Below are 20,206 nucleotides of genomic sequence, written 5' to 3'. Positions count from 1 at the left end.
TGCAGCCCCTGCATCGTGATCGTGATCGATCGCGACTGTGGATGCCGGTTTCGACTTTGCCCGGTGTTCGGCGCGATCGGGAGGAACGGAGGCGATGTCGGGCTTGCGCCCGACCTACAGCTCGCGCACCAGCCTGAATCCGACGTCGTCGTAGCCGCGAGCGGCTTCCAGTGGCCGGCCACCACCGGCGCCTCGCCAGCTGCGGCCTGCGGTCATGCGCCGCGCGCAGCTGCCGCCGGCGCAATCGTTGAGCCATTCGGCAACGGCTTTGCCGCTGTCGTTGCGGGACGCCGCCTGGGCCTCCGCGGCGGTCGGCAACCGATACCGGTGTTTGCCGCGCTGGCTGTGCCAACGGGCGTAGGCCTCCGCGTCCTGCCACGAGACGCAGACCACCGACGCATTGTTGGGCTGCGTGAAGCCGGGCGCTTCCCAGGTGCGCGGCGCGAGCACCCGCAGCAGCGAGGCGCGTTCGCGGCACAGGGCAGGCTGGCGTTGGGTGGCTTTGGCGAATTCGGAATACGCGTCGCGGCTGACGGCGGCGCGGGAGACCGCGACCACTTTGCCGCCGGCTTCGACCAGGGTCATGTCGCCGATGTTGTCGGCGACGCGATCGCCGGGTTGCGCGATTCTGGTCGCGCGCGCCTGCAGTGCGGCGATCTGTGCGCCGTCCAGTCCCAGCGTTTTCGCGGAGGCCACCACCCGCTGCGCGGCAGTGCGATCGGCTTTGGCCTGGGCCTTGTCCATCCGGGTCGACAACGTGGTGTTCAAGCGCTTGCGCACCTGGGTCATCGCGGCCTGTCCACGCACGCGATCCAGTTCGGCCAGTCTCTGCATGCGGCTGACGAGGTCGCGTACCGGAGCATCCTCTCCCTTGAGCAGCCGCTGCTCGCTCTCGTCGCCGAGCGCGGTGAGCAGGCGCCCGCTGATCGCGGACAGCCCGGTATGGCTCGGGTCCGTGCGCCAGGCGGTCATCACGCTGTCGTAGGCGTTCTCGCCTGCGGGCGAGACCAGCCGACCCTGTTGCAGCTGCTGCGCGGCGGCGGCCACGAACGGTTGTGCGGCCGATTCAGGCGCGGCGCGCAGCATCGAGTCGCTGGGATCGGGTTCCGGTGCGCCAAGGGTGGGATCGAATCCACGCGTGGCGGGTTGATGCGCGGGATGGTCTGCGGACGTCGAGGCGGCGCTGGCGAGCCGGCGTTCGGTGCTGTGCTGATCCAGCCGCCACAGCAGGGCGATGGCGCCCACGCCGATCGCGGCGATCACGGCGGCTGCGATCAGCTGTTTCGCGCCGACCCGCCCGCGCAACCGGGCATAGGCGGCGCGCAACGGCTGTCGCTGCGCGTGCGGCACCCGGCGCATCGCCTCGAGCATGTCCTGTGCGTCGGTGAAGCGTTCGATCGGCGACTTGGCCAGCGCGCGGTCGAAGAAGCGCTGCCATTGACCGAGGTGCGGCGGCAACCTCGGGATGGGATCCTGGACGTGCTTGAGCGCCATCGACAGCCCGTCTTCGGCCAGATAGGGCAACTTGCCGACCAGCATTTCCCAGGCCAGCACGCCGAGGCTGTACAGGTCGGCGCGCAGATCGACCTCGGTGCCCCGCGCCTGTTCCGGCGCCATATAAGCGGTGCTGCCCACGGCCACGCCGGCAGTGGTGACGCGCGAGCCGTAGCCACGGCGCAGGGCGATGCCGAAATCGGTGAGCATCGGCCGCTCGGCCTCGTCGAACAGCACGTTCTCGGCCTTCACATCGCGATGGATCACACCGCGACTGTGGGCGAAGGCGAGGGCGCTCAGCAGGGCTTCGAGGATTTCGCGGACCCGCGATTCGTCGCTGGTGAGGTTGCGCTTGCCCAGATGTCCGCGCGGCAGCACCGGCATGACGTGATAGGGCTGGCCCTCTTTGGTGCGCCCGACCTCGTGGATATGGACGATATGCGGGTGGTCGAGGCGGGCGATGGTGCGGGCCTCGTTCTCGAACCGCCGACGGCCGATCTCGTCGGCCAGTGCCTCCTGGCGCATGAGTTTGATCGCCACCTCGCGTCCCAGCGACAACTGCTGGCCGAGATAGACCGTGGACATGCCGCCATGCCCAAGAATGCGGAGCAGGCGGTAACCGGCGATCTCCGGCCACCCTTCCTGCTGATCCGTCTGCGTAGAACTCATGTGTGACTCCCCCTGTTGCCCGTCGAGCATACCCAAGGCGGGGGACGGAGTGAATCCGCAACAGGCCGGATTTGTATGACGGTATCCTCATCGTTAACGTAAAAGCCGGCGAAATATTCCGCATGTCGTTGAGAACGTGGTCGAAACGGGTGGTTCTGGGCCTGCTGGGGGTCGTGTTTCTGGTGGCGGCGGCATGGGCGACGTCCCGGCTGCTGGGGCCGACGGATGCGCAGGAAACGGCGCTGGAAACGATGCGCGAGCCGCTGCCCGCACTGGAGCGCAATGCTTTCGCCGCACTTTGGCTGATGCCCTATGACGTGCCTGCATCGGAGCGCGAAGCGGCATTCGCGGATGATCGTCGGAGGATCGAGGCGATGCAGCGCGAGCCGATGCAGCCCGGGCCGGAGGTGCATCCGAACCGATCTGCCGATGCCAACGATGCGGCCGGTCTTGCTGCCGGGCGCTATCCCGCAGCGATCGCCGAGGAAGAATTCGAGCGCTTCTGCAAATCCAGCGAGGACTGCCTGAAGCGGGTGGACGCGGACCTCGATGGCTACGCCGCGCTGATCGAGCGCAACGCGGCGCTGCTGGATCGGGTCGAGGCACTGGAGGAATACGACGGTCTGCACCAGGCGTTCGGCCTGCGCTTCGATTCGCCGATGCCGGCCTATCAATACGGCACGCTCGTTCGCACCCGCCATGCCGTCTGGTATCGGCAGGGGCGGACGATGGATGCACTCGATCGTACCTGCCGGGCGATCACCACCTGGCGCCGTCTTGCCGCCAACAGCGACACGCTCGTTTCCAGACTCATCGGCGTGTCCTATGCGGGCGATGCCTATGCGCGCCAGTTTGCGCAGATGCTGGTGGACATGCCCCGGGATGCCGCACTGCCCGCGTCCTGTGCGCAAGCCTTCGCACTGCCTGCCGGGCAAGAAACGTCCATCTGCCGTGCGATGCGCGGAGAGTTCACCTTCATGTATTCATCGATAGCGATTGCCCGCGAGGATCGGACGCTGTTCTCGTCGCGGATGTCGAAGCTGCTGTCGCCATTGCTCTTCAGCGAAGAAATGACCGCCGCCAGTCTTGCGGAACCCCTCGCGTTCTACTGCCGCGCCGACACCCTTCGCGCGATGGCCGACGATGTGCCGATCACCAGTCCGGAGGCGCCGCAGGGCTACGCCCGGTTGGAGTGTCTGAGCAACATGTACGGTTGTGTGCTGGGTGGGATCGCATCGCCGGACTTCGACGACTACGCCGCGCAGGCGATGGATGCCAACGCCCGCCTGCGCTTGATCGCTGCATTGCTGCGCATGCGGGCCGATACTGCCGATACGCGTCCGTTCCCCGAGCGGTTGAAAGCTGCCGCCGGCGATACCGGCCTGGGCAACCGGCGCGTCGACATCGGTCCGGATGGGCGCAGCCTGCAGTTGCAGAATCACCGCAGCGGCCAAGCGCATTGGGACATTCCCCTGCCTGCGTATTTCCACACGCCCGCGGCAGCTTCACGCTGAGGACGTATCGCGTTTCCGGCGGACGTACAGCAGCTTGCGCGCAAGGGCGACGACTTCGCCCTCAGCGTCGACGATCCCGGTCTCGAACCAGTGCAGGTGCTTCTCGCCGCCGGCGGTCGCCGCACGGATGTCGTTGAGCGTCGCGTCGTCGAGCCGGAACTGCGCGCGCACGGTGCCGCGGCCGGGCTTGAGGAATGTGATCTCGCCGGCCTTGTCCCAGACGATGTAGTCGCGACCCAGCGCGTGGAACGCGAGCAGCATCCAGAACGGATCGGTCATCGCGAACAGGCTGCCGCCGAAGTGCACGCCCACGTAGTTGCGGTTCCACCAGTGCGCGCGCAGCTCGACTTCAGCGTGGCGCCAGTCTTCGGCGATCGCGCGGACACGCACGCCCGCGAACAGGAATGGCGGCCACAGATTCAGAACGTGGCGCAGACGGCGCGCCGTGATCGCACGTGCCATGGATCGATCAGACCAGCAGCAGCGACGACATCTTGCGACGGTACTGGCCGACCAGATCCTCGTCCTCGATGATCCGGAAGGCATCGATCAGCGCCTTGCGCGGCAGGCCCTCGTCGAACGTGCGATCGCGGCGCAGCATCTCCAGGAAGTGTTCGAGGCCTTCCTGCGAACGGCCGGCAACGATGTCGTGCACGCCGAGCAGGTGGCGCGCGCGCAGATCGCCGTCGTTGGCGGCGAGCGTCGCCAGCAGGGTCTCGACGGGCGGAGCGTCCTTCAGCAGCGCCGCGAAACCGAGGCGCGCGCGTGCGCGCACGGCACGATCGTCGGTCGAAAGATTGGCGGGCAGGGCGTCGAGCAACCGTTCGGCTTCCCCGGCGTCGCCGGTCTGCAGCAGGGCGATGGCCAGGTCGAGTTTCAAGGCATCGCTCTCCGGCGCAGCTTCGATCTCCTCACGCAGACGCGCGACCTCCGTGAGCGGATCGACAACCGGCGCCGCCGCCTCTTCGGCGATGACGGCTTCAACCTCGATGGGTTCGATGCCGTGATGTTTCAGGAACTCGCGCAGTTGGCCATCGGGCAGTGCGCCCTGGAAGCCATCGACCAGCTGGCCGTTCTTGACCAGCACCACGGTCGGGATCGAACGGATCTGGAAGGCGGCGCCCAGCTCCTGCTCGGCTTCGACATCGACTTTGGCCAGCAGGAACGCGCCACCGAACTCGGCCGCCAACGCCTCCAGCATCGGCCCGAGGGTTTTGCACGGGCCGCACCATTCGGCCCAGAAATCGAGCAGCACAGGCGTCTGCATGGAGCGCTGCAGGACGTCTTGCTCGAAGCTTGGCGCAGTGGCGTCGAAGACGTGGGGAGAAGAAGACATGCGGTGGTTCCGTGGGCGTGAATGTCGACTATGGTGCCAGCCGCCGACGATTCCAAGGTGGCGCCGTCCGGCCTGGACTTCGATCCGTGCAATTCATCGCTTGCGGCTCACTGCTTGAACAGCAGATTGGCCGGCGCGTACTGGTCCGTCAGCGGACGATATCCCTCGATTTCGGGCTGCGGATGCGACTGCAGCTCGCGCTTGAGGATGCCGATGGTGTGGAACCGGCCTTCCAATGCGGCGGCATTGTCCCGGGTCGTCGCATCGGCCGGCAGGCCGTCGCGGCCGGCCAGGATGATCCGGCTTCCCATCGCGACGTCGATGACACGGATCTGTCCGAAGACCGACTGGTACGTCGCTGCTTCGTAGGGCGCCAGCGGCCCGCTTGCGAACGTGTTCGAGGCGATCACGCCATGAGGCGAAAGCAGCGATTTCACCTCGCCGATGAATTCCCGCGTGAGCATGTGCTCCGGCACGTAGACCCGCTCGAACGCGTCGATGACGATCAGGTCGTAGCGGACCCCGGCGCGCAGCCGCCGGCGGACGAAAACCCGGCCGTCGCCGGTGAAGGTCCTGAGCGCGGGGTCTTCGCGATAACCGAAATACTGCTTCGCGACATCGACGACCGCCGGATCGAGTTCGATCACATCGATGCGCATCGACGGGTCGATGCGCCGCAGCGCGCGCGGGATCACGCCGCCGCCCAAGCCGATCACCAGCGCGCGCTTCGCGCCCGGATTGGCCACCAGGCCGGCGAACACGCCGCGCGAATATGGCAGCGCGAGCATGTCCGGGTCGGACAGCAGGATGCAGCTCTGCATCGTGCGGTGCCTGCCGAACGTCATGCAGCGGTAGCCGTTGAGCTCCACCACCATGAGGTCGCGGTACATCGATTTCTCGCGATGGACGATCCTGCCGTCGGCGGGATCCGGCGGGCGCGCGCAGCCCGCCAGCGCCAGCAGCAGGACCGCCAACAGTTCAAGGCGCATGCGGGCGGTATCCCGTCGTGTAGAGCCAGGCGCCGATCGCGAACGAGATCGCGATCAGGCCGACGATGATCGTGTTGATCTCGAACAGCAGCACCAGATAGAACGTCGTCAGGATCGTGCCGCCGGCGGAACCGAGCGTGGACGCGAAGTACAGCCGGCCGGCCGATTGCCCCGAGCGCTCGACGTTGTCGATCAACAGCCGCACCGCGTACGGCGACACCATGCCCGAGAACACGGTCGGCGCGCTGAACATCAGGAACGCGGCCAGCAGCGAGCCGTAGCGAGGGTCCTCGATCGAGAACGACAGCGCATCGAAGACGGCGTCGCCGAACAGGATGACCGGCAGCGCGAGCAATGCCTCCGCGATCAGCAGCAGCCCCAGTCCCCGCAGCGATGGCGAACGCAGCGAAAGCTGGCCGCCGATGAGGTAGCCGACCGCCAGCGCGGTCATGAACACGGCGATCAGTGCGCCCCAGACGAAGATCGAGCTGCCGAAGTAGGGCGCCAGCAGCCGTCCACCGAGCAGCTCCACACCCATCACGAAGAACCCGCTCCACGCGGCGGTGCTGTACAGCGCGGCATTGCGCCAGCGCCAGCGCGGCGATTGCACCGTGTCGAGCGGGCGTGATGGCGGCGCCGCGATTCCGGATTGGCTGGCGGACATGCGTGTTCCTTGGAAATTCGATTGGAGATTGTGCCAGCCGGGAGGAATTGCCGGTCGATGTAAAAAAGACTTGACATCAAAAAATATCAAAATGTATACTTCACTTTACATTTAGTATCCCTGAGGTGACTTCAATGACGATACCTGCTTGGACACGTGGTGCTTTGATCATGGTGGCGGGCTGCGCGCTGTGGATGCTGCTTGCCGGCCCGACACACGTCCTTGGGTGGGATGTGGGGCACCTCGGCATGATGCTGCTGATCGCCAGCGCCTCGGGTTTGCTCTATGTCGTCTCCCGGATGTCGGGAGAAGCCTTGCAGCACTCGGCGTCGCCGGCGGAATGGAAAGCACGGATCGGTATCGGCTTCACTGCGGTCGCCATGGTCTATTTTTTCGCGAAGATGCATGTGTTCAATGATGCGGTGCTGCCGCACGACCCGCACGTGAATGCGGTCGGCCGCAATCTCGTGATGTTACTGATCGCGTGGCTCATTCTGTCGGAGGTACTGGCTTCGCGCTGGAAAGGCGCAGTGGAAGAGGACGAACGCGATCGCGAGATCGCGGTCCTGGCTGCCAGATGGGGCCACAGCGCGCTGATCTTTTGCATCATCGGCATTGCGATGCTGGCCTTCACTCCAGCGGGCAGGCTCGAATGGGCGACACCGCGCATGATCGGTAACCTGCTGGTCTTCGCACTGATGTGGGGCTGGTTGTGCGAGTACGTGGCGATCCTGGCGTATTACTGGAATGATCGCAGGGGTGAAGCGCGATGAACAAGCAGGAGAAATTCGCCTGGATCCGTTTCGGGGGCACCGCGTTGGTGTTCGCATTCCTGTGCTGGAAACTGTTCTTCGCCGATGCGCCCGTCGGAGCCGATGGCTGGGAAGCGATCAAGAACAACGTGGTGAATCTGTTTTACGTCCTGATCTTCGCGGGCGCCGTGTTGACCTCGCCCCGAAAAGGCGTGGTCGCGGACGAGCACGACAGGGCGATCTCCGCGTCCGCCGCCAGGACAGCACTGGTCGCCTTGACGTTGATCGTCACCGTTTCGGCGACGATCGTCGGTATGGACCCATATGCCGATCTGTTGGCCATGCGTTCGACCGCATGGTTCGAGCACTACCTGCTGGCGTGCCTGGCGCTCGCGTGGTGGGTCGAGTCCTCGGTCTGCGTGTTCCACCATTGGCGAGACCGCCGATGACTGCGACGCCGATCGCCAACCACATCCGCCGCTTCCGGTTCGAGCGCGGTGAGATGACCCAGGAAGCGCTCGCTCAAGCCTGTGGCGTGACCCGGCAGACGATCATCGCACTGGAGGCCGGGCGCTACGCGCCATCGTTGGAATTGGCGTTCCGGATCGCGCGGACATTCGGCGTAAGCGTCGAGGACGTGTTCCAGTGGAAGGAAATCCAGTGAAGACAGCGGCCATGAACCGCGCCTCGCGATTCTGCGGCCTGGCTGCACTCGCCATGTTCGTCAGCGCTGCGACGCTTTTCGGCGCGATGCTCGGCGGCTATTCGCATCGCGAACAGCCCTTGGCGCTGCTCGGCGCCGTCGGCATTCCGCGGGCGCTGGCGTTCAATATTTTCGCCTTCGTACTGCCGGGATTGTCGGTGGCGGTCGTGTGCTGGACGATGCGTTCGTCGTTGCCGGCAACGACAGGCTGGCGCGCGCGGATCGGTACGCAACTCGGTGTGCTGTCGGCGCTGGCGTTCGCCGCGCAGGGCCTGTTCCCGCTCGATCCGGACGACCTCGGCGCTCAGGCCAACGCGCTGCATGCGCTGGCGTGGACCGTGTGGTGGATCGCTTTCGCGGCTGCGGGCGGACTGCTCGCGACCGGTGGGCCTTCGCGTGGGTTCAGGCGGGCGACGGCGGTGTTGGCGGTCGCAACGCTGGCGCTGGCATTGCTGCCGTGGCCGGGGGCGATGGCGGCGTTCGCGCCACGGTTGGCGTTCGTGGCCTGGTTCGTCTGGGGGATGCGGGTCGGCCGGGAAGCGCCGCTCAGCCGTGCTTGAGCTTCAGCCCCAGGATCGTCGCCGACAGCAGGAAGGTCACGACGTTCGCGAGGATCATCGGTATCGAATCCAACGCGATGCCGTAGACCAGCCACATCGCGATGCCGGCGGTGAAGACCACGTACATTCCCAACGAGATGCCTCGCGTGTCCTTCGTGCGGATGGTCTTGATCGCTTGCGGCACGAAGGCGAGGGTGGTCATCACGGCGGCCAGATAGCCGGCCCATTCCATGTTCGCCATCATCGGGCTCCCGCGCGTTCGGTCGCGGTGTGCCTGTAGATCACACCGTCCTTCATCACGAAGTCGACGTTCATCACCACACCGATGTCCTTCAGCGGATCGCCGGGCATCGCCACGATATCGGCGCGCTTGCCTGATTCGATCGTCCCCTGATCGTCGACGCCCAGCACTTCGGCGGCGAGCAGGGTTGCCGATTGCAGCGCGTACGTCGCTGGTATGCCGGCCTCGACCATCAACACGAATTCATGCGCATTGTCGCCGTGCGGGCTGACCCCAGAATCGGTGCCGAAGGCGATCTTCACGCCGGACTTGTAGGCCCGGGTGGCGGTGTCCTGGATCAGCGCGCCGATGCGCGCGGCCTTCGGCCGGATGACATCGGGAAAATAACCGTCGATCTTCGCTTTGTCGGCGACGAAGCGGCCGGCGGTGATCGTCGGCACATACCAGGTGCCTTTCTGCTTCATCAGCGCCATGATCTCGTCGTTCATGTAGGTGCCGTGCTCGATGCTGGTCACGCCGCCGAGCACCGCGCGTTTCATGCCTTCGGCACCGTGCGAATGCGCGGCGACCCGGTAGCCGTAATCGCGTGCGGTATCGACCACCGCGCGGATTTCGTCCACCGTGAACTGCGGCGCATCCCCCGATTTCGCATAGCTCAGCACGCCGCCGGTGGCGGTGATCTTGATGACGTCGCTGCCTTCCTTGTAGCGCTGGCGTACCGCTTGGCGCGCATCGTCGACCGAATTGACGATGCCCTCGATTGGGCCGGGCGGACCGATCATGTGGGCGAGGGTCGAGTTGTAACCGTTGGTGGGGTCGGCGTGACCACCGGTGGTACCGATGGCCTTGCCGGCGGCCCAGATGCGCGGGCCTTCGATCAGGCCCTGATTGATCGCATCGCGCAGATGCGGGGCGACTTCGCCACCGAGATCGCGCACGCTGGTGAAACCGGCCATCAGCGTCTTGCGCGCATAGCCGACCGAGCGGAATGCGAAATCGATCTGGTCGAGCCGGAACTCTTCCTCATAGGCGCGCGGGCTCGACTCTTCGCCGAGATGCACGTGCAGGTCGGTCCAGCCGGGTGTGCAGGTATGCCCGGCGAGGTCGATGGTGTTCGCACCGGCGATCTCGACGCGCCCGGTGCGGACTTCGGCGATCCTGCCGTCGCGCACGATCACCGTATGCGCGCCCAGCATCTGCGCCTTGCGGCTGTCGAAAAGATGCTCGCACTGGAGCGCGATCTCCGCGGCAGTGGCGTGCAGCGGTGCGAGGCAGAGAACCGCGACAGCGGCGGCGGGTACGGAACGATGCATGGCGGGATCCTCGATGGCTTCCCGCCGATCATAACGGTTAGCGGCGCACGGGTGGCCGGGCGCCGCAGTCGCCTCAGAGCTTGATCACCATCGGCTCGATCTTGACCGCAGGCAAGAGCCGCGCGGTGAAGTAACGGTCCTGGAAGTATTTGATCTTGTCGCACAGCACCGGGTGGGGAATGCCTTCGTAGAAGAAGATCTCCTTGTCGAAACCGATCGCCTTCAATTCCTGGGGCAGCATCAGCGCACGCCGTTCCTCGGATTCGCTGCGCGAGAATTCGCGTCCGCGGGTGAAGCTGTCCTTCTTGACGGTGGTGTAGCCGAGCATCTCGGAATAGTCGTTGGCGTCCTGCTGTTCGCGCGGGGCGTAGACGATCTGCAGCGCATGGTTGGTGATCATCGTGCGCGACAGGTCCTTGCCGTACGTGGCATCGAGCTGCGACATGCTCTGGATGATCGGCAGCAGGCGGATGTTGTAGCCGGCCATGTACGACACGGCGGTGGAGATGATGTCGACCTTGCCGATCGAGGTGAATTCGTCCATCAGCAACAGGCACTGGTGCTTCAGCTCCTTGTTGTTCTGCGGCAGTTCCTTGGTGTTGAGGTTGATCAGCTGGCTGAAGAACAGGTTGATGATCAGTCGGCTCTCGGCCAGCTTGTTGGGCTGGATGCCGATGTAGATCGTCATCTTCTTCTTGCGCACGTCGGTCAGCAGGAAATCGTCGGCGCTGGTCACCGCGTCGAGGATCGGGTTGATGAACGCGTTCAGCGGTTCCTTGAAGGTACCGAGGATCGATGCGAAGGTCTCGTCCGCCTGCGACAGCATGCCGGAGAACGCGGTCTTGGCATGGCTGCTGAGGAACGGACGCTGCGCCAGGTCCTTCAGGAACGGCTTGAGCTCGCTCTGCCCGTCGCCCGAGGACAGCCGGTAGATCGCACCGAGCGAAGGCGGCTTCGAGAACGGGAAACCGATCTTCTGGTCATCGTCGTATTTCTCGAACAGGTACAGGGTGAACGCCATGAACGCGTTGCGCGCCTGGCTGACCCAGAATTTCTGGTCCTCGGCGCCGTCCGGATACAGCATCGCCGCGATGCTCATCAGGTCGGACACGCGGAACGCGGGATCGCTGGAGACGTAGGTCAGCGGGTTCCAGCGATGGCTGCGGCGGTCTTCCGCGAACGGATTGAACAGATAGATCTCGTGGCCGACGCTCGCACGCCAGCCGCTGGTCAGGTCGAAGTTTTCCTGTTTGATGTCCAGCACCACCAGCGATTCCTGGTAGTCGAGGAGGTTCGGGATGACGATGCCCACGCCCTTGCCGGAGCGTGTCGGCGCCGCCAGGATCACGAATTGCTGGCCGCTCAGTCTCAGCAACTTGCCACCGAACTTGCCGACCACGATGCCGTTCTGCTCCGGCTTGAACATGCCTTTGCCTGCCAGATCGCCCCCGGTCGCGAAACGGGCGTCGCCGTGAAGCGCCTGCCCCCTGGGTTTCAGCACCAGGAAGACGAGGCCCATCCAGAGCACGAACGGCGTGCCGAAGCCGATCATGCCGCTGAGCTCGATCTTCTTCACGAACGGCCGGACCTGCGGCTGGTCGATGGCTTTGTAGTAGTGGAGCCATGTGTCCCAGGACAGCGGGACATGGGAGAGCTTGAATTGCATCAGCACGATATAGCCGGAGAGATACAGCCCCCCGGCCACGACAAGCAGCAACAGCGCCAAAAGGAAAAAGAGTTTGCCGATGGTATTGGATTTCTGCGTGCTCACGAGGCGGCGTCCTGCGGATATTCAGTAGCTCCGGGAGGCTTGGGCCCGGAGAGGAGAGGAAGGTCGGAGATATCTGTACGCAAATCCCACACTGCGGTAGCGGTGGGGGAGTCGATGGGTGTACGTTCGGGACATGACCTCGTGGGCCGTATCAGCGGACGAATCGCATTGATCGGGATGCGCATCGGATTGGTTTCAATTGCAACCTTCCTGAGCCATTCCCGCATGCACTTCCCCCTTGATCCGACAGTTCGTGATCTTACGGCATTCACCTGCGGGGTCGGCAAGCGGGGGTGCCGCTTGGCTTGATGGGCGGGAATAGGCTGGAAGTAAGGGGTCGCTGGCCTGATTTGAGACGGGGTTCGTGTTTTCAGGTAATCTTCAGGTACGCATTTCGTTGACAGTCGAAGTAGGGCTGGACACCATTGGTTCGGGCAAATGGAGGACAGGGGATGCCCCGAATTTTGATCACCACTGCAGCACCAGAACCGCAGCCTCGGACAGGAGGATTCCGTCTTGTTGCCCGGAATTGAACTCATGGGATGCCAGGGACTGGCCGTGCCTTCCGAGGTCATGCACCACGTCGTGCGTGTCGAGTCCTCCTACAACCCCTATGCCATCGGCGTGGTCGGCGGTCGCTTGGTCCGTCAGCCCAAGAATCTTCCCGAAGCGCTCGCGACCGTCCGCATGCTTGAAGGCCGCGGCTTCAATTTCTCCATAGGTCTGGCCCAGGTGAACCGTTACAACCTGGACAAGTACGGCCTCGACTCGTACGAGAAGGCCTTTGAACCCTGTGCCAATCTCAAGGCCGGTTCCAGGATCCTGGCCGAGTGCTACAAGCGCGCGGACGGCGACTGGGGAAAGTCATTCAGTTGCTACTATTCGGGCAACTTCTCGACGGGCTTCCGTCAGGGATATGTCCAGAAAATATACGCTTCCGTTCGCCAAGAGCGCGCAGGCGGCGACACGTCGCCGAGTTCGCCGGCGATCGAAGTCGTCGGTCGCGCGGCCCGGCGTACGGTACCTGTCGCCCGGCATCCGCTCTACAACCCCACGTCTTCGGCGGAGCAGGCCAGCATCGAGTCCCAGGCCGTGCCGTCGGTGCCCAGCCCCGCTGCGCCTTCTGCCGCCGCCGCTCCGTCCCGGACGCAGCGGGTGCCGTCCAGGACCGAATTCGTTGATCCGGTCGCCTCATTCCTTGCGGCGGGCCCGATGCCCCAGGCCACCGTCGCCGAAACCGCCGTGCCCGCACCCGCTCCCCAGCCTGTCCAGGCGGTCGGACGCGCGGTTCCGACCGCAGGTGTCGCGGGTGTCGCCAAGGTTGTCGCTTCGCAGGCGGCTTCCGCCGACGAACCGGCCACGGCCAAACGACGCGGCTCCGCCGGGGACAAGGCGTTCGTCGTCAGCGCCCCCGATCAAGATGAGGCTTTCGTGTTCTAACCCCCGTGCCCCGGGCCGATGCCGGCCGGGCACGCAGTTGTCGCAAGTACGCAATCGTCGCAAGTGTTTCACCCCACCAACCAAAGGAGAGTAGTCATGAAGAAGTTTTCGAAGTCGGTGTCCAAGGGCACTGCAGTCAACAGTATGATGAGCATGTTCAAAGCGATGCTGTTCGTCGCGCTGGTCTCGATGCCCCATTTGCTCTTCGCCCAGGCCATCGATTTCGGTGATACCTGCACGACCGTCAACAGCTTCTTCGAAGGTATCGAAGGCATGCTGAAGTTCATCTCGGTCCTCGTGATCACCGTCGCCATCATTTTCTGCGGCTACCAGATCGCGTTCGCCCACAAGCGCCTGTCCGACGTGGCTCCGATCTTCCTCGGCGCGGTGTTGATCGGTGGTGCCACCACGATCGCCACCATGCTGATGTCGTCCGACACCAACGCTTCCGCCAGCTGCTGATACCGGCGTGAACAGAAATGCCGTGTTCCGTGGCTGCACCCGTCCCCCGATGTTCCTGGGGGTGCCCTATATCCCGTTTTTCGTCGGGGCCGGGGGGGTGTTCCTGCTCGCGATATACTTTCACATCTTCCTGCTTCTGCTGGAGCCCGTCGTCATCTACATCATGCGAATGATGGCAAAGAGGGACGAAATGATCTTTCGTCTGCTCGGTCTGAATTTGCAGTTCCGGCTGCGCGCGCGCAACCGGAAGTTGCATGGTGGCGTATGGGTTTTTTCGCCGAATGCATATCGCAAGAGTCAGCCTGGTGCCAAGCGGTCGTTTTCCGGTCCGCATATCATCAGCGGAAGGTTGAGCGGCCCCGTGGTGAAACCTGCGGGCCGTCGGAACACGACAACGGCTTGAAACGGCTCCTCCCGGTGTTCTTCCGCAAGGCAGGACACCGGGAGGGTCGTCGTTACACCGCCAGACAAGTTTTCTGCACCGAAAACCCAGCGTCATGCTTGATACCAGCGGTAGCGGACCCGATCGCCGTCAACGTACGCGCCGGGCCGAAACCGCCCGGGATTTCATCCGTTTCACGTCAATGAGCAGGCGGTTCGTCCTGTCCCGTTCCGAGAAGCGCTTCTTCCAACTGTTTCATAGTCAGTCTCTACCCCTGAAGGCGCATGTTCACACCCGACACTTCCATCAGCGATTTCATACCGTTCTCCTCGCATGTCTCCCCCTCGGTGGTCAAGACGCGCGATGGCGACTATCTGGTTTCCTGGCACCTCGAGGGCTTGCCCTTCGTCGGTCGGGAAGAATGGGAACTCGAGCATCGGCACAACACCTTCAACCGGTTGCTGCAGACCTTGCGCGCGCCCGACTTCGTGAATGTCGCATTCTGGATCCACGATATCCGGCGCCGTCGGCGCGTGAACGTCAAGAGCAATTTCCGCCATCGTTTCAATCAGGAGATGTCGGATGCCTACTACTCCGCGCTCTCATCCCAGAAGATGATGCAGAACGATCTCTACATGACGATGATTTATCGTCCGGTGGTCGGCGGAAAGCGTTTCATGGAGAAGTCGGGCGATCACGCCAAGATCAAGGCCGAGGAAGAGCAGTCGATCACCAAGCTGCAGGAGCTCGCCGGCAACGTCGAAGCGGTGATCAAGGATTATTCCCCCTATCGCCTGGGCATGTACGAGGGCGCGAATGGGGTGGTGTTCTCCGAAACCCTTGAATTCCTCGGTTATATCGTCAATCGGATCGAAGAGCCGGTTCCCGTCCTGCACTCTCCGATCTACAACTACCTGCCCGTCAGCCGTCACATGTTCTCCTCGAAGAGCGGCGACTTCGTCATCAATTCCCCGAATGGCGTCAACCATTACGGCGCGATCCTCAACGTCAAGGAGTATGCCGACGCGACTTTCCCGGGCATCCTCAACGGCCTGAAGTACCTCGACTACGAATACGTCGTGACCCACTCCTTCAGCCCGATGGGCCGCCAGGATGCGTTGAAAGTACTCGACCGCACCAAGGGCATGATGATCTCCTCCGGCGACAAGGCGCTGAGTCAGATCGTCGAGTTGGACTATGCGATGGACCAGGTCTCATCCGGCAACTTCGTGCTGGGCGAGTACCACTTCACGATGACGATCTACGCCGAAAGCCAGGAAACCCTCGGGCAGCGCGTCGCGTCCACGCGCGCCGAGCTGTCCAACGCCGGTTTCGTGTCCGCAAAGGAGGATCTCGCAGTCGCGTCGTCCTTCTATTCGCAGCTTCCGGCGAACTGGAAATACCGTACGCGCATCGCGAATGTCAGTTCGCTGAATTTTCTCGGCCTGTCGCCGCTGCACAACTTCGCGTCGGGCAAGCGCGACAACAATCCGTGGGGCCAGTGCGTCACCACGCTGCAGACCACGAACGGCCAGCCTTATTACTTCAATTTCCACGCGACGCATCCGGCCGAAAACTCGCTGGGCGAGAAGGCGATCGCCAATACGATGGTGATCGGCAAGTCCGGTACAGGCAAGACCGCGCTGATCAACTTCCTGCTCAGCCAGGTGCAGAAGTACAACCCGTCGCCCACCATTTTCTTCTTCGACAAGGACCGCGGTGCCGAGATCTTCGTGCGCGCCTGCGGCGGCAACTATCTCGCGCTCGAGAACGGCGAGCCGACCGGATTCAATCCGTTCCAGTGCCAGCGCAACGAAAGCAACGTGCAATTCCTGGCCGGCCTCATCAAAGTGCTGATCGGCAAGAAGGATTACACCTCCCGCGACGAGGAAGACATCTCCCGTGCGGTGGAAAACATGCTCGATACCCCGATGCACCTGCGCAGCATGACCAACTTCCAGAAGAGCTTGCCGAACATGGGCGACGATGGGCTGTTCGCGCGTATGCGCAAATGGACCAATTCGGGGTCGCTCGGTTGGGTTTTCGACAATCCCGTCGACACCATCGACCTCCAGAAAGCCAATATCATCGGTTTCGATTACACCGACATCATCGACAACCCGGAAGTGCGGGTGCCGATCATCAATTATCTGCTCCACCGCCTCGAAGAATTGATCGATGGGCGTCCACTCATCTACGTGATGGACGAATTCTGGAAAATTCTCGACGGCGAGGGTGGACTCAAGGAATTCGCAAAGAACAAGCAAAAGACCATTCGTAAGCAGAACGGTCTCGGTATTTTCGCGACCCAGAGCCCTGAAGACGCACTGAAGAGCTCCATCGCAGCCGCGCTGATCGAACAGACCGCGACGATGATTCTCCTGCCGAATCCGAACGCCAGCCGCGAGGACTACATCGATGGTCTCAAACTGACCGACGCCGAATATCAGGTCATCAAAAGCCTGGATGAGCGTTCCCGTTGCTTCCTGGTCAAACAGGGGCATGCATCGAGTGTTTGCCAGCTGAATCTCCGTGGCATGGACGACGCGTTGGCGGTCATCTCCGCCTCGACCGACAACATCGAGATTCTGCGGCAGGTACTTGCCAGCAAGTCCCAGGAGAAGGGGGTCCACGAGGACGCTCTGCTTCCGGACGACTGGCTCGACGACTTCTATACCAATCGGAAAGGGTCGGGCAAACGCCCCGCTCAGCCGACTGGAAGTGGCCGCTTGGCGGCCGGAGCCTGATTTTGTGACCGAAATCGCGTTTTAAGACGTTATATTAGGTGCTTGATAGCCAATTGTTAAATCCGCCAGTTCTACGCCTGAAACCACACCGGAGGTGTCCCATGAAGACCGACCGCAAGTCCCGCAGTAACCGTAAGGCCCCGCTCATCACCAGCTTGGCGCTTGCCTGTGCTTTTGCGGCCGGCAACGCAGGGGCGGGCATTCCAGTGACCGATCTGGGCAACATGCCCAATCACATCATCACCCAGATCAACTCGCTTCTGAATCAGATCAACACCTATACGCAGAAATTCCAGGATTACACGCAGTACGCACGTGAAATCCAGCACATGACCCAGCAGCTCACGCAACTCGATCAGTTGTTCAATACGCTCGCCCTCTCGATGACACCGATCACCGAAAAAACCTCTCAGGATCTGAGCGACGCCATCGCCCAGCGATGCAGCGGCGGCAGCAGTTCGATGATCTCGGATATTTTCTCGACGATCGGCTTGGATATGAACGGCGATATCATTGGCCAGCAAAAGACCAAATGTAAGCAGATCGTGAATCTGCAATTCATGCAGTTCAATGAGCAGGTCAGGATGCTGAACAAGCTGAGACAGACGCAGTCTCAGATCGAGAGGATCCAGGGACAGATGGCCGGTTCCAGCGGCAATGGCCAGATGGACACCAACGTCGCCCAGACCGCGAAACTGACGGCGCAGGTGCTGGCCGATGCGCAATACACCGAGACGGTCATCAAGACATACGAAGGCATGATCAAGATGGTCGAGGAAGACCAGCGTCAGCTTGCGAAGCGCGGCATGAAGGGCGAAAACAGTGTCATCGGTACGATCGTATCCACTGCCGCTTTGGCAGGCGCGTTGGAAATCAACTGACATTCGCGCATAGGTCGATCGCAAAAGCTTAGTGGAACATCGGGCAGGCTTCGCCTGCCCGAACGTGGGAGCGGTGCCGTTGGCCTCAATCCGGGGCCACGGTCAACATATCGGGACAAAGGCGGAAATTTATGGGTAACCCCATGGCGAACTGGCTGGTAAATGCGGGTGGACAAATGCTCGATGCGTTGTTGCGTCCGGTGGCGCAATCGATCGGCGACCTTCTGTATTTCAAGCTGATCTACGACTTTGTCCGGAATGAGATTCAGGACTTCGGGCTCAACATGATGCAGTACGCATCCGGGGTTGTCGGAGGTGCCGCACTGGCGATATTGACGCTTTGGATCATGATCCAGGGCTTTCGTATCCTGACCGGGCAAAGCCGGGACTCCTTGATGGCTTTGGTCATGAACGCGCTGAAAGCCGGGCTGATCGTTTCCGCCGCCACAACCTTTGGACTTGCGGGTCCCGACGTCCATGATTTCCTGACCGTTGATTTGAAAGGCGCCATTACCGCCGTCGTGACGGGCGATTCCGGTACCACGGCCGAAGATCTGATCGATGACAATCTGGCGTGGATGCAGTTGGGTCTGTCGAGTATCGATGCCTTGCAGATCGTGAGTGACCCTACTCTGTATGCAGAAAAATCGCGGGCGATGTGGATGGTCGGCGTCGGTACCGCAGGGCCCGCGATGGTCGGCGGCGCGATGTTGCTGATGTACGAGGTCGCGCTGGCATTGTTCGTTGGTCTTGGGCCCATCTTCATCCTTTGCCTGTTGTTCGACGCGACCAAATCGTTGTTCCAGCGATGGCTCTTGTACGGGATCGGAACCATGTTCTCGTTGGCTGTTCTGGCGGCGATGGTCGCGATCGCGACGAAAACAGTGCTGGCCGTTGCGGAGGCGTTCTGGGCCACTGCGTTGATAGGAAGCCTGTTGGGTACGAATTTCAACTCCGGCTTCAGCAGCATGGCCCTGCAACAAGGTGGCGTCGGTCTGCTTCTGACCGTGTTGTTGATCAGCACGCCACCGATGGTCGCCAGCTTCTTCCAAGGCACGCTCGGCAGCTTCCATCCGTACGCGCAGATCAGTGGCAGCCATGGCGCGGCCCAAACCGGTGGCGGTCGAGGTCGCGGCAGTGATCACGGCAGTTACTACATGGGTAGTGGCGGTGGTGGCGGTGGCGGTGGTGGTGGCGGTGGCGGGCGTAATACCGGCTCCCAGGTCAGCCAGGATTCTGCTGTCGAAACATCAAGGCCCAACATCAGTGGCCGCGCCTCGACGGGTGGATACGGTACCGAAACTCCGAATCCGGATAGGATCAAGAGTTCACCGCCAGACAGGACCACTGCCTGAGCAGGCTGAACTGTTTCATTGTCGATATGCCATTGCAAGAAGCCTTTGCTATCGGTCTTCTTGCGTAACTGCCCAGTCGTCGGTGACATTCCGACGGCTGGGTGGCGTTGCACCGGGTTCCGTCAACTTGCTGCCCATGATGGCTTTGGAGCAGCGTCTTGAGAGCAATGGTTCGATCTCGAGCACGCCCGTTTTTCATGCGGGTCATGTTTCCGCTTCCCATATGAAGCGCCGCTCGACGAGTCGACATCGACGCAACAGCGCATGTGCCGACATCGCTTGTATGGGTTTCGGCTGTGGTACATCGCAAATTCAGGGATTCCCGGCTAAAAGATGACCCATGTTGCCGATGGCATTAGGTTAAGGAGATTTGGCATGGTGGGTCTGCGCTGTTCGTTTCTCGCTCTTTTGACAGCCTCGGTGTTGTGGCCGGTCACTGCTGCCGCTCAGACCTTCGTTTGTCCGAATGGCCCTGGTCCGGGCGAGATACAGGTCGGTACCACAGGCGGGTCCGGTGGTATTGCCGTCATTCCGATCTGCGCATCCGACGGCAGTGAAGATTCCTCCGAGGATGCGGACTCGCCTTCCGATGGTCCGGTCTGGGAGACGCGCTGGGGCGCCATCGCCAGAGGGAAGGCAGGCGGCTGGGGTGCGGTCAGCGACATGCTCAGCGAAAGAAGTGCCAAGCAGGCCGCGCTGAAGCAATGCGAAACCACTGCCAGCAGCAGACGTGCTGCCTGCAAAGTGTCCATCACCTACTACAACCAGTGTGCGGTGTACGTATGGGGATCGAGTGGCGGCGTATCGTCCTCGGCTGTCGACATCACGACTGCCAGCCAGCAAGCGCTCGCGCTTTGCGGCAAGACTTCGAGCGACTGCGAAATCCTATACAGCAATTGCAGTTATCCGAAGCAATTGAACTGAATCGACTGC

The 20,206-nt window shown here is 62.5% G+C and carries 20 protein-coding genes; 12 read left to right on the top strand and 8 right to left on the bottom strand.

Going from position 1 to position 20,206, the window contains the following annotated elements:
* Positions 1–114: 114 nt before the first annotated feature.
* Positions 115–2,163 carry a protein kinase gene (locus HOP03_17925; GenBank protein ID NOT90036.1) on the bottom strand — a complete coding sequence of 683 codons (2,049 nt, stop codon included), beginning with the start codon at positions 2,161–2,163 and terminating at the stop codon, positions 115–117.
* Positions 2,164–2,285: 122 nt separating this feature from the next.
* Between HOP03_17925 and HOP03_17920 the strand changes: the two genes are divergently transcribed.
* Positions 2,286–3,677 (top strand): hypothetical protein, encoded by a 1,392-nt coding sequence (locus tag HOP03_17920; GenBank protein NOT90035.1) that lies wholly within the window; start codon positions 2,286–2,288, stop codon positions 3,675–3,677.
* Here the strand turns inward: HOP03_17920 and HOP03_17915 are convergent.
* The 4 genes from HOP03_17915 to HOP03_17900 form a co-directional block, all read right to left on the bottom strand.
* Positions 3,669–4,139 (bottom strand): DUF4442 domain-containing protein, encoded by a 471-nt coding sequence (locus HOP03_17915; GenBank protein ID NOT90034.1) that lies wholly within the window; start codon positions 4,137–4,139, stop codon positions 3,669–3,671. The two genes, HOP03_17920 and HOP03_17915, sit on opposite strands and share 9 nt — an antisense overlap.
* Positions 4,140–4,146: 7 nt before the next feature.
* Entirely contained in the window at positions 4,147–5,013 is an 867-nt protein-coding gene (gene trxA / locus HOP03_17910) for a thioredoxin (protein NOT90033.1), read from the bottom strand.
* 107 nt (positions 5,014–5,120) lie between these two features.
* Positions 5,121–6,002, bottom strand: coding sequence for a fused MFS/spermidine synthase (locus tag HOP03_17905; protein NOT90032.1), 882 nt, complete (start codon positions 6,000–6,002; stop codon positions 5,121–5,123).
* Complete coding sequence (locus tag HOP03_17900) at positions 5,992–6,666, bottom strand: fused MFS/spermidine synthase (GenBank protein ID NOT90031.1); 675 nt, start codon at positions 6,664–6,666, stop codon at positions 5,992–5,994. The genes HOP03_17905 and HOP03_17900 overlap by 11 nt, the downstream gene beginning before the upstream one ends.
* 125 nt (positions 6,667–6,791) lie before the next feature.
* Here HOP03_17900 and HOP03_17895 point away from each other — a divergent pair, with 125 nt between their 5' ends.
* From HOP03_17895 to HOP03_17880, 4 genes are read left to right on the top strand one after another with little or no spacing between them, the layout of a single operon-like run.
* Positions 6,792–7,439 carry a hypothetical protein gene (locus HOP03_17895; GenBank protein NOT90030.1) on the top strand — a complete coding sequence of 216 codons (648 nt, stop codon included), beginning with the start codon at positions 6,792–6,794 and terminating at the stop codon, positions 7,437–7,439.
* Positions 7,436–7,867 carry a hypothetical protein gene (locus HOP03_17890; GenBank protein ID NOT90029.1) on the top strand — a complete coding sequence of 144 codons (432 nt, stop codon included), beginning with the start codon at positions 7,436–7,438 and terminating at the stop codon, positions 7,865–7,867. The genes HOP03_17895 and HOP03_17890 overlap by 4 nt, the downstream gene beginning before the upstream one ends.
* Entirely contained in the window at positions 7,864–8,082 is a 219-nt protein-coding gene (locus HOP03_17885) for a helix-turn-helix transcriptional regulator (GenBank protein ID NOT90028.1), read from the top strand. The genes HOP03_17890 and HOP03_17885 overlap by 4 nt, the downstream gene beginning before the upstream one ends.
* On the top strand, positions 8,079–8,681 hold the full coding sequence (locus HOP03_17880) for a DUF998 domain-containing protein (GenBank protein ID NOT90027.1): 603 nt from the start codon (positions 8,079–8,081) through the stop codon (positions 8,679–8,681). The genes HOP03_17885 and HOP03_17880 overlap by 4 nt, the downstream gene beginning before the upstream one ends.
* Here HOP03_17880 and HOP03_17875 read toward each other — a convergent pair.
* The 3 genes from HOP03_17875 to HOP03_17865 form a co-directional block, all read right to left on the bottom strand.
* Positions 8,668–8,922 (bottom strand): SemiSWEET transporter, encoded by a 255-nt coding sequence (locus tag HOP03_17875; protein NOT90026.1) that lies wholly within the window; start codon positions 8,920–8,922, stop codon positions 8,668–8,670. The genes HOP03_17880 and HOP03_17875 overlap by 14 nt on opposite strands.
* The gene (locus HOP03_17870) at positions 8,922–10,235 is read right to left on the bottom strand and encodes an amidohydrolase family protein (GenBank protein ID NOT90025.1); all 1,314 of its coding nucleotides are present in this window, start codon (positions 10,233–10,235) and stop codon (positions 8,922–8,924) included. The genes HOP03_17875 and HOP03_17870 overlap by 1 nt, the downstream gene beginning before the upstream one ends.
* Positions 10,236–10,308: 73 nt before the next feature.
* On the bottom strand, positions 10,309–11,901 hold the full coding sequence (locus tag HOP03_17865) for a type IV secretory system conjugative DNA transfer family protein (protein NOT90024.1): 1,593 nt from the start codon (positions 11,899–11,901) through the stop codon (positions 10,309–10,311).
* A 621-nt stretch (positions 11,902–12,522) separates the two neighbouring features.
* Here HOP03_17865 and HOP03_17860 point away from each other — a divergent pair.
* The 7 genes from HOP03_17860 to HOP03_17830 all read left to right on the top strand — a co-directional run bounded on the left by HOP03_17860 (position 12,523) and on the right by HOP03_17830 (position 20,197).
* Positions 12,523–13,446 carry a transglycosylase SLT domain-containing protein gene (locus HOP03_17860; GenBank protein ID NOT90023.1) on the top strand — a complete coding sequence of 308 codons (924 nt, stop codon included), beginning with the start codon at positions 12,523–12,525 and terminating at the stop codon, positions 13,444–13,446.
* 144 nt (positions 13,447–13,590) lie between these two features.
* Positions 13,591–13,908 carry a TrbC/VirB2 family protein gene (locus tag HOP03_17855; GenBank protein NOT90022.1) on the top strand — a complete coding sequence of 106 codons (318 nt, stop codon included), beginning with the start codon at positions 13,591–13,593 and terminating at the stop codon, positions 13,906–13,908.
* A gap of 7 nt (positions 13,909–13,915) precedes the next feature.
* Positions 13,916–14,311: a VirB3 family type IV secretion system protein gene (locus tag HOP03_17850; protein ID NOT90021.1), complete on the top strand. Its 396-nt coding sequence runs from the start codon at positions 13,916–13,918 to the stop codon at positions 14,309–14,311.
* A 263-nt stretch (positions 14,312–14,574) separates the two neighbouring features.
* Positions 14,575–17,037 carry a VirB4 family type IV secretion/conjugal transfer ATPase gene (locus HOP03_17845; protein ID NOT90020.1) on the top strand — a complete coding sequence of 821 codons (2,463 nt, stop codon included), beginning with the start codon at positions 14,575–14,577 and terminating at the stop codon, positions 17,035–17,037.
* A 101-nt stretch (positions 17,038–17,138) separates the two neighbouring features.
* Entirely contained in the window at positions 17,139–17,918 is a 780-nt protein-coding gene (locus tag HOP03_17840; GenBank protein ID NOT90019.1) for a hypothetical protein, read from the top strand.
* A gap of 176 nt (positions 17,919–18,094) precedes the next feature.
* Positions 18,095–19,273, top strand: a complete 1,179-nt coding sequence (locus HOP03_17835) for a type IV secretion system protein (protein ID NOT90018.1) — start codon at positions 18,095–18,097, stop codon at positions 19,271–19,273.
* 375 nt (positions 19,274–19,648) lie between these two features.
* On the top strand, positions 19,649–20,197 hold the full coding sequence (locus tag HOP03_17830; GenBank protein NOT90017.1) for a DUF4189 domain-containing protein: 549 nt from the start codon (positions 19,649–19,651) through the stop codon (positions 20,195–20,197).
* Positions 20,198–20,206: the final 9 nt, after the last annotated feature.

The organism is Lysobacter sp., assembly GCA_013141175.1.
Lineage (GTDB): Bacteria > Pseudomonadota > Gammaproteobacteria > Xanthomonadales > Xanthomonadaceae > Lysobacter_I.
Note: the sequence above shows the minus strand (reverse complement) of the source record. Positions and strands in the feature narration are given on the sequence as shown.

Coding starts and splice junctions, on each gene's coding strand:
- HOP03_17830 (NOT90017.1), top strand. CDS start 19,649: ATGGTGGGTCTGCGCTGTTCGTTTCTCGCTCTTTTGACAGCCTCGGTG.
- HOP03_17835 (NOT90018.1), top strand. CDS start 18,095: ATGCTCGATGCGTTGTTGCGTCCGGTGGCGCAATCGATCGGCGACCTT.
- HOP03_17840 (NOT90019.1), top strand. CDS start 17,139: ATGAAGACCGACCGCAAGTCCCGCAGTAACCGTAAGGCCCCGCTCATC.
- HOP03_17905 (NOT90032.1), bottom strand. CDS start 6,002: ATGCGCCTTGAACTGTTGGCGGTCCTGCTGCTGGCGCTGGCGGGCTGC.
- HOP03_17870 (NOT90025.1), bottom strand. CDS start 10,235: ATGCATCGTTCCGTACCCGCCGCCGCTGTCGCGGTTCTCTGCCTCGCA.
- HOP03_17875 (NOT90026.1), bottom strand. CDS start 8,922: ATGGCGAACATGGAATGGGCCGGCTATCTGGCCGCCGTGATGACCACC.
- HOP03_17900 (NOT90031.1), bottom strand. CDS start 6,666: ATGTCCGCCAGCCAATCCGGAATCGCGGCGCCGCCATCACGCCCGCTC.
- HOP03_17915 (NOT90034.1), bottom strand. CDS start 4,139: ATGGCACGTGCGATCACGGCGCGCCGTCTGCGCCACGTTCTGAATCTG.
- HOP03_17925 (NOT90036.1), bottom strand. CDS start 2,163: ATGAGTTCTACGCAGACGGATCAGCAGGAAGGGTGGCCGGAGATCGCC.
- HOP03_17890 (NOT90029.1), top strand. CDS start 7,436: ATGAACAAGCAGGAGAAATTCGCCTGGATCCGTTTCGGGGGCACCGCG.
- HOP03_17845 (NOT90020.1), top strand. CDS start 14,575: ATGTTCACACCCGACACTTCCATCAGCGATTTCATACCGTTCTCCTCG.
- HOP03_17865 (NOT90024.1), bottom strand. CDS start 11,901: ATGCAATTCAAGCTCTCCCATGTCCCGCTGTCCTGGGACACATGGCTC.
- trxA (NOT90033.1), bottom strand. CDS start 5,013: ATGTCTTCTTCTCCCCACGTCTTCGACGCCACTGCGCCAAGCTTCGAG.
- HOP03_17885 (NOT90028.1), top strand. CDS start 7,864: ATGACTGCGACGCCGATCGCCAACCACATCCGCCGCTTCCGGTTCGAG.
- HOP03_17920 (NOT90035.1), top strand. CDS start 2,286: ATGTCGTTGAGAACGTGGTCGAAACGGGTGGTTCTGGGCCTGCTGGGG.
- HOP03_17855 (NOT90022.1), top strand. CDS start 13,591: ATGATGAGCATGTTCAAAGCGATGCTGTTCGTCGCGCTGGTCTCGATG.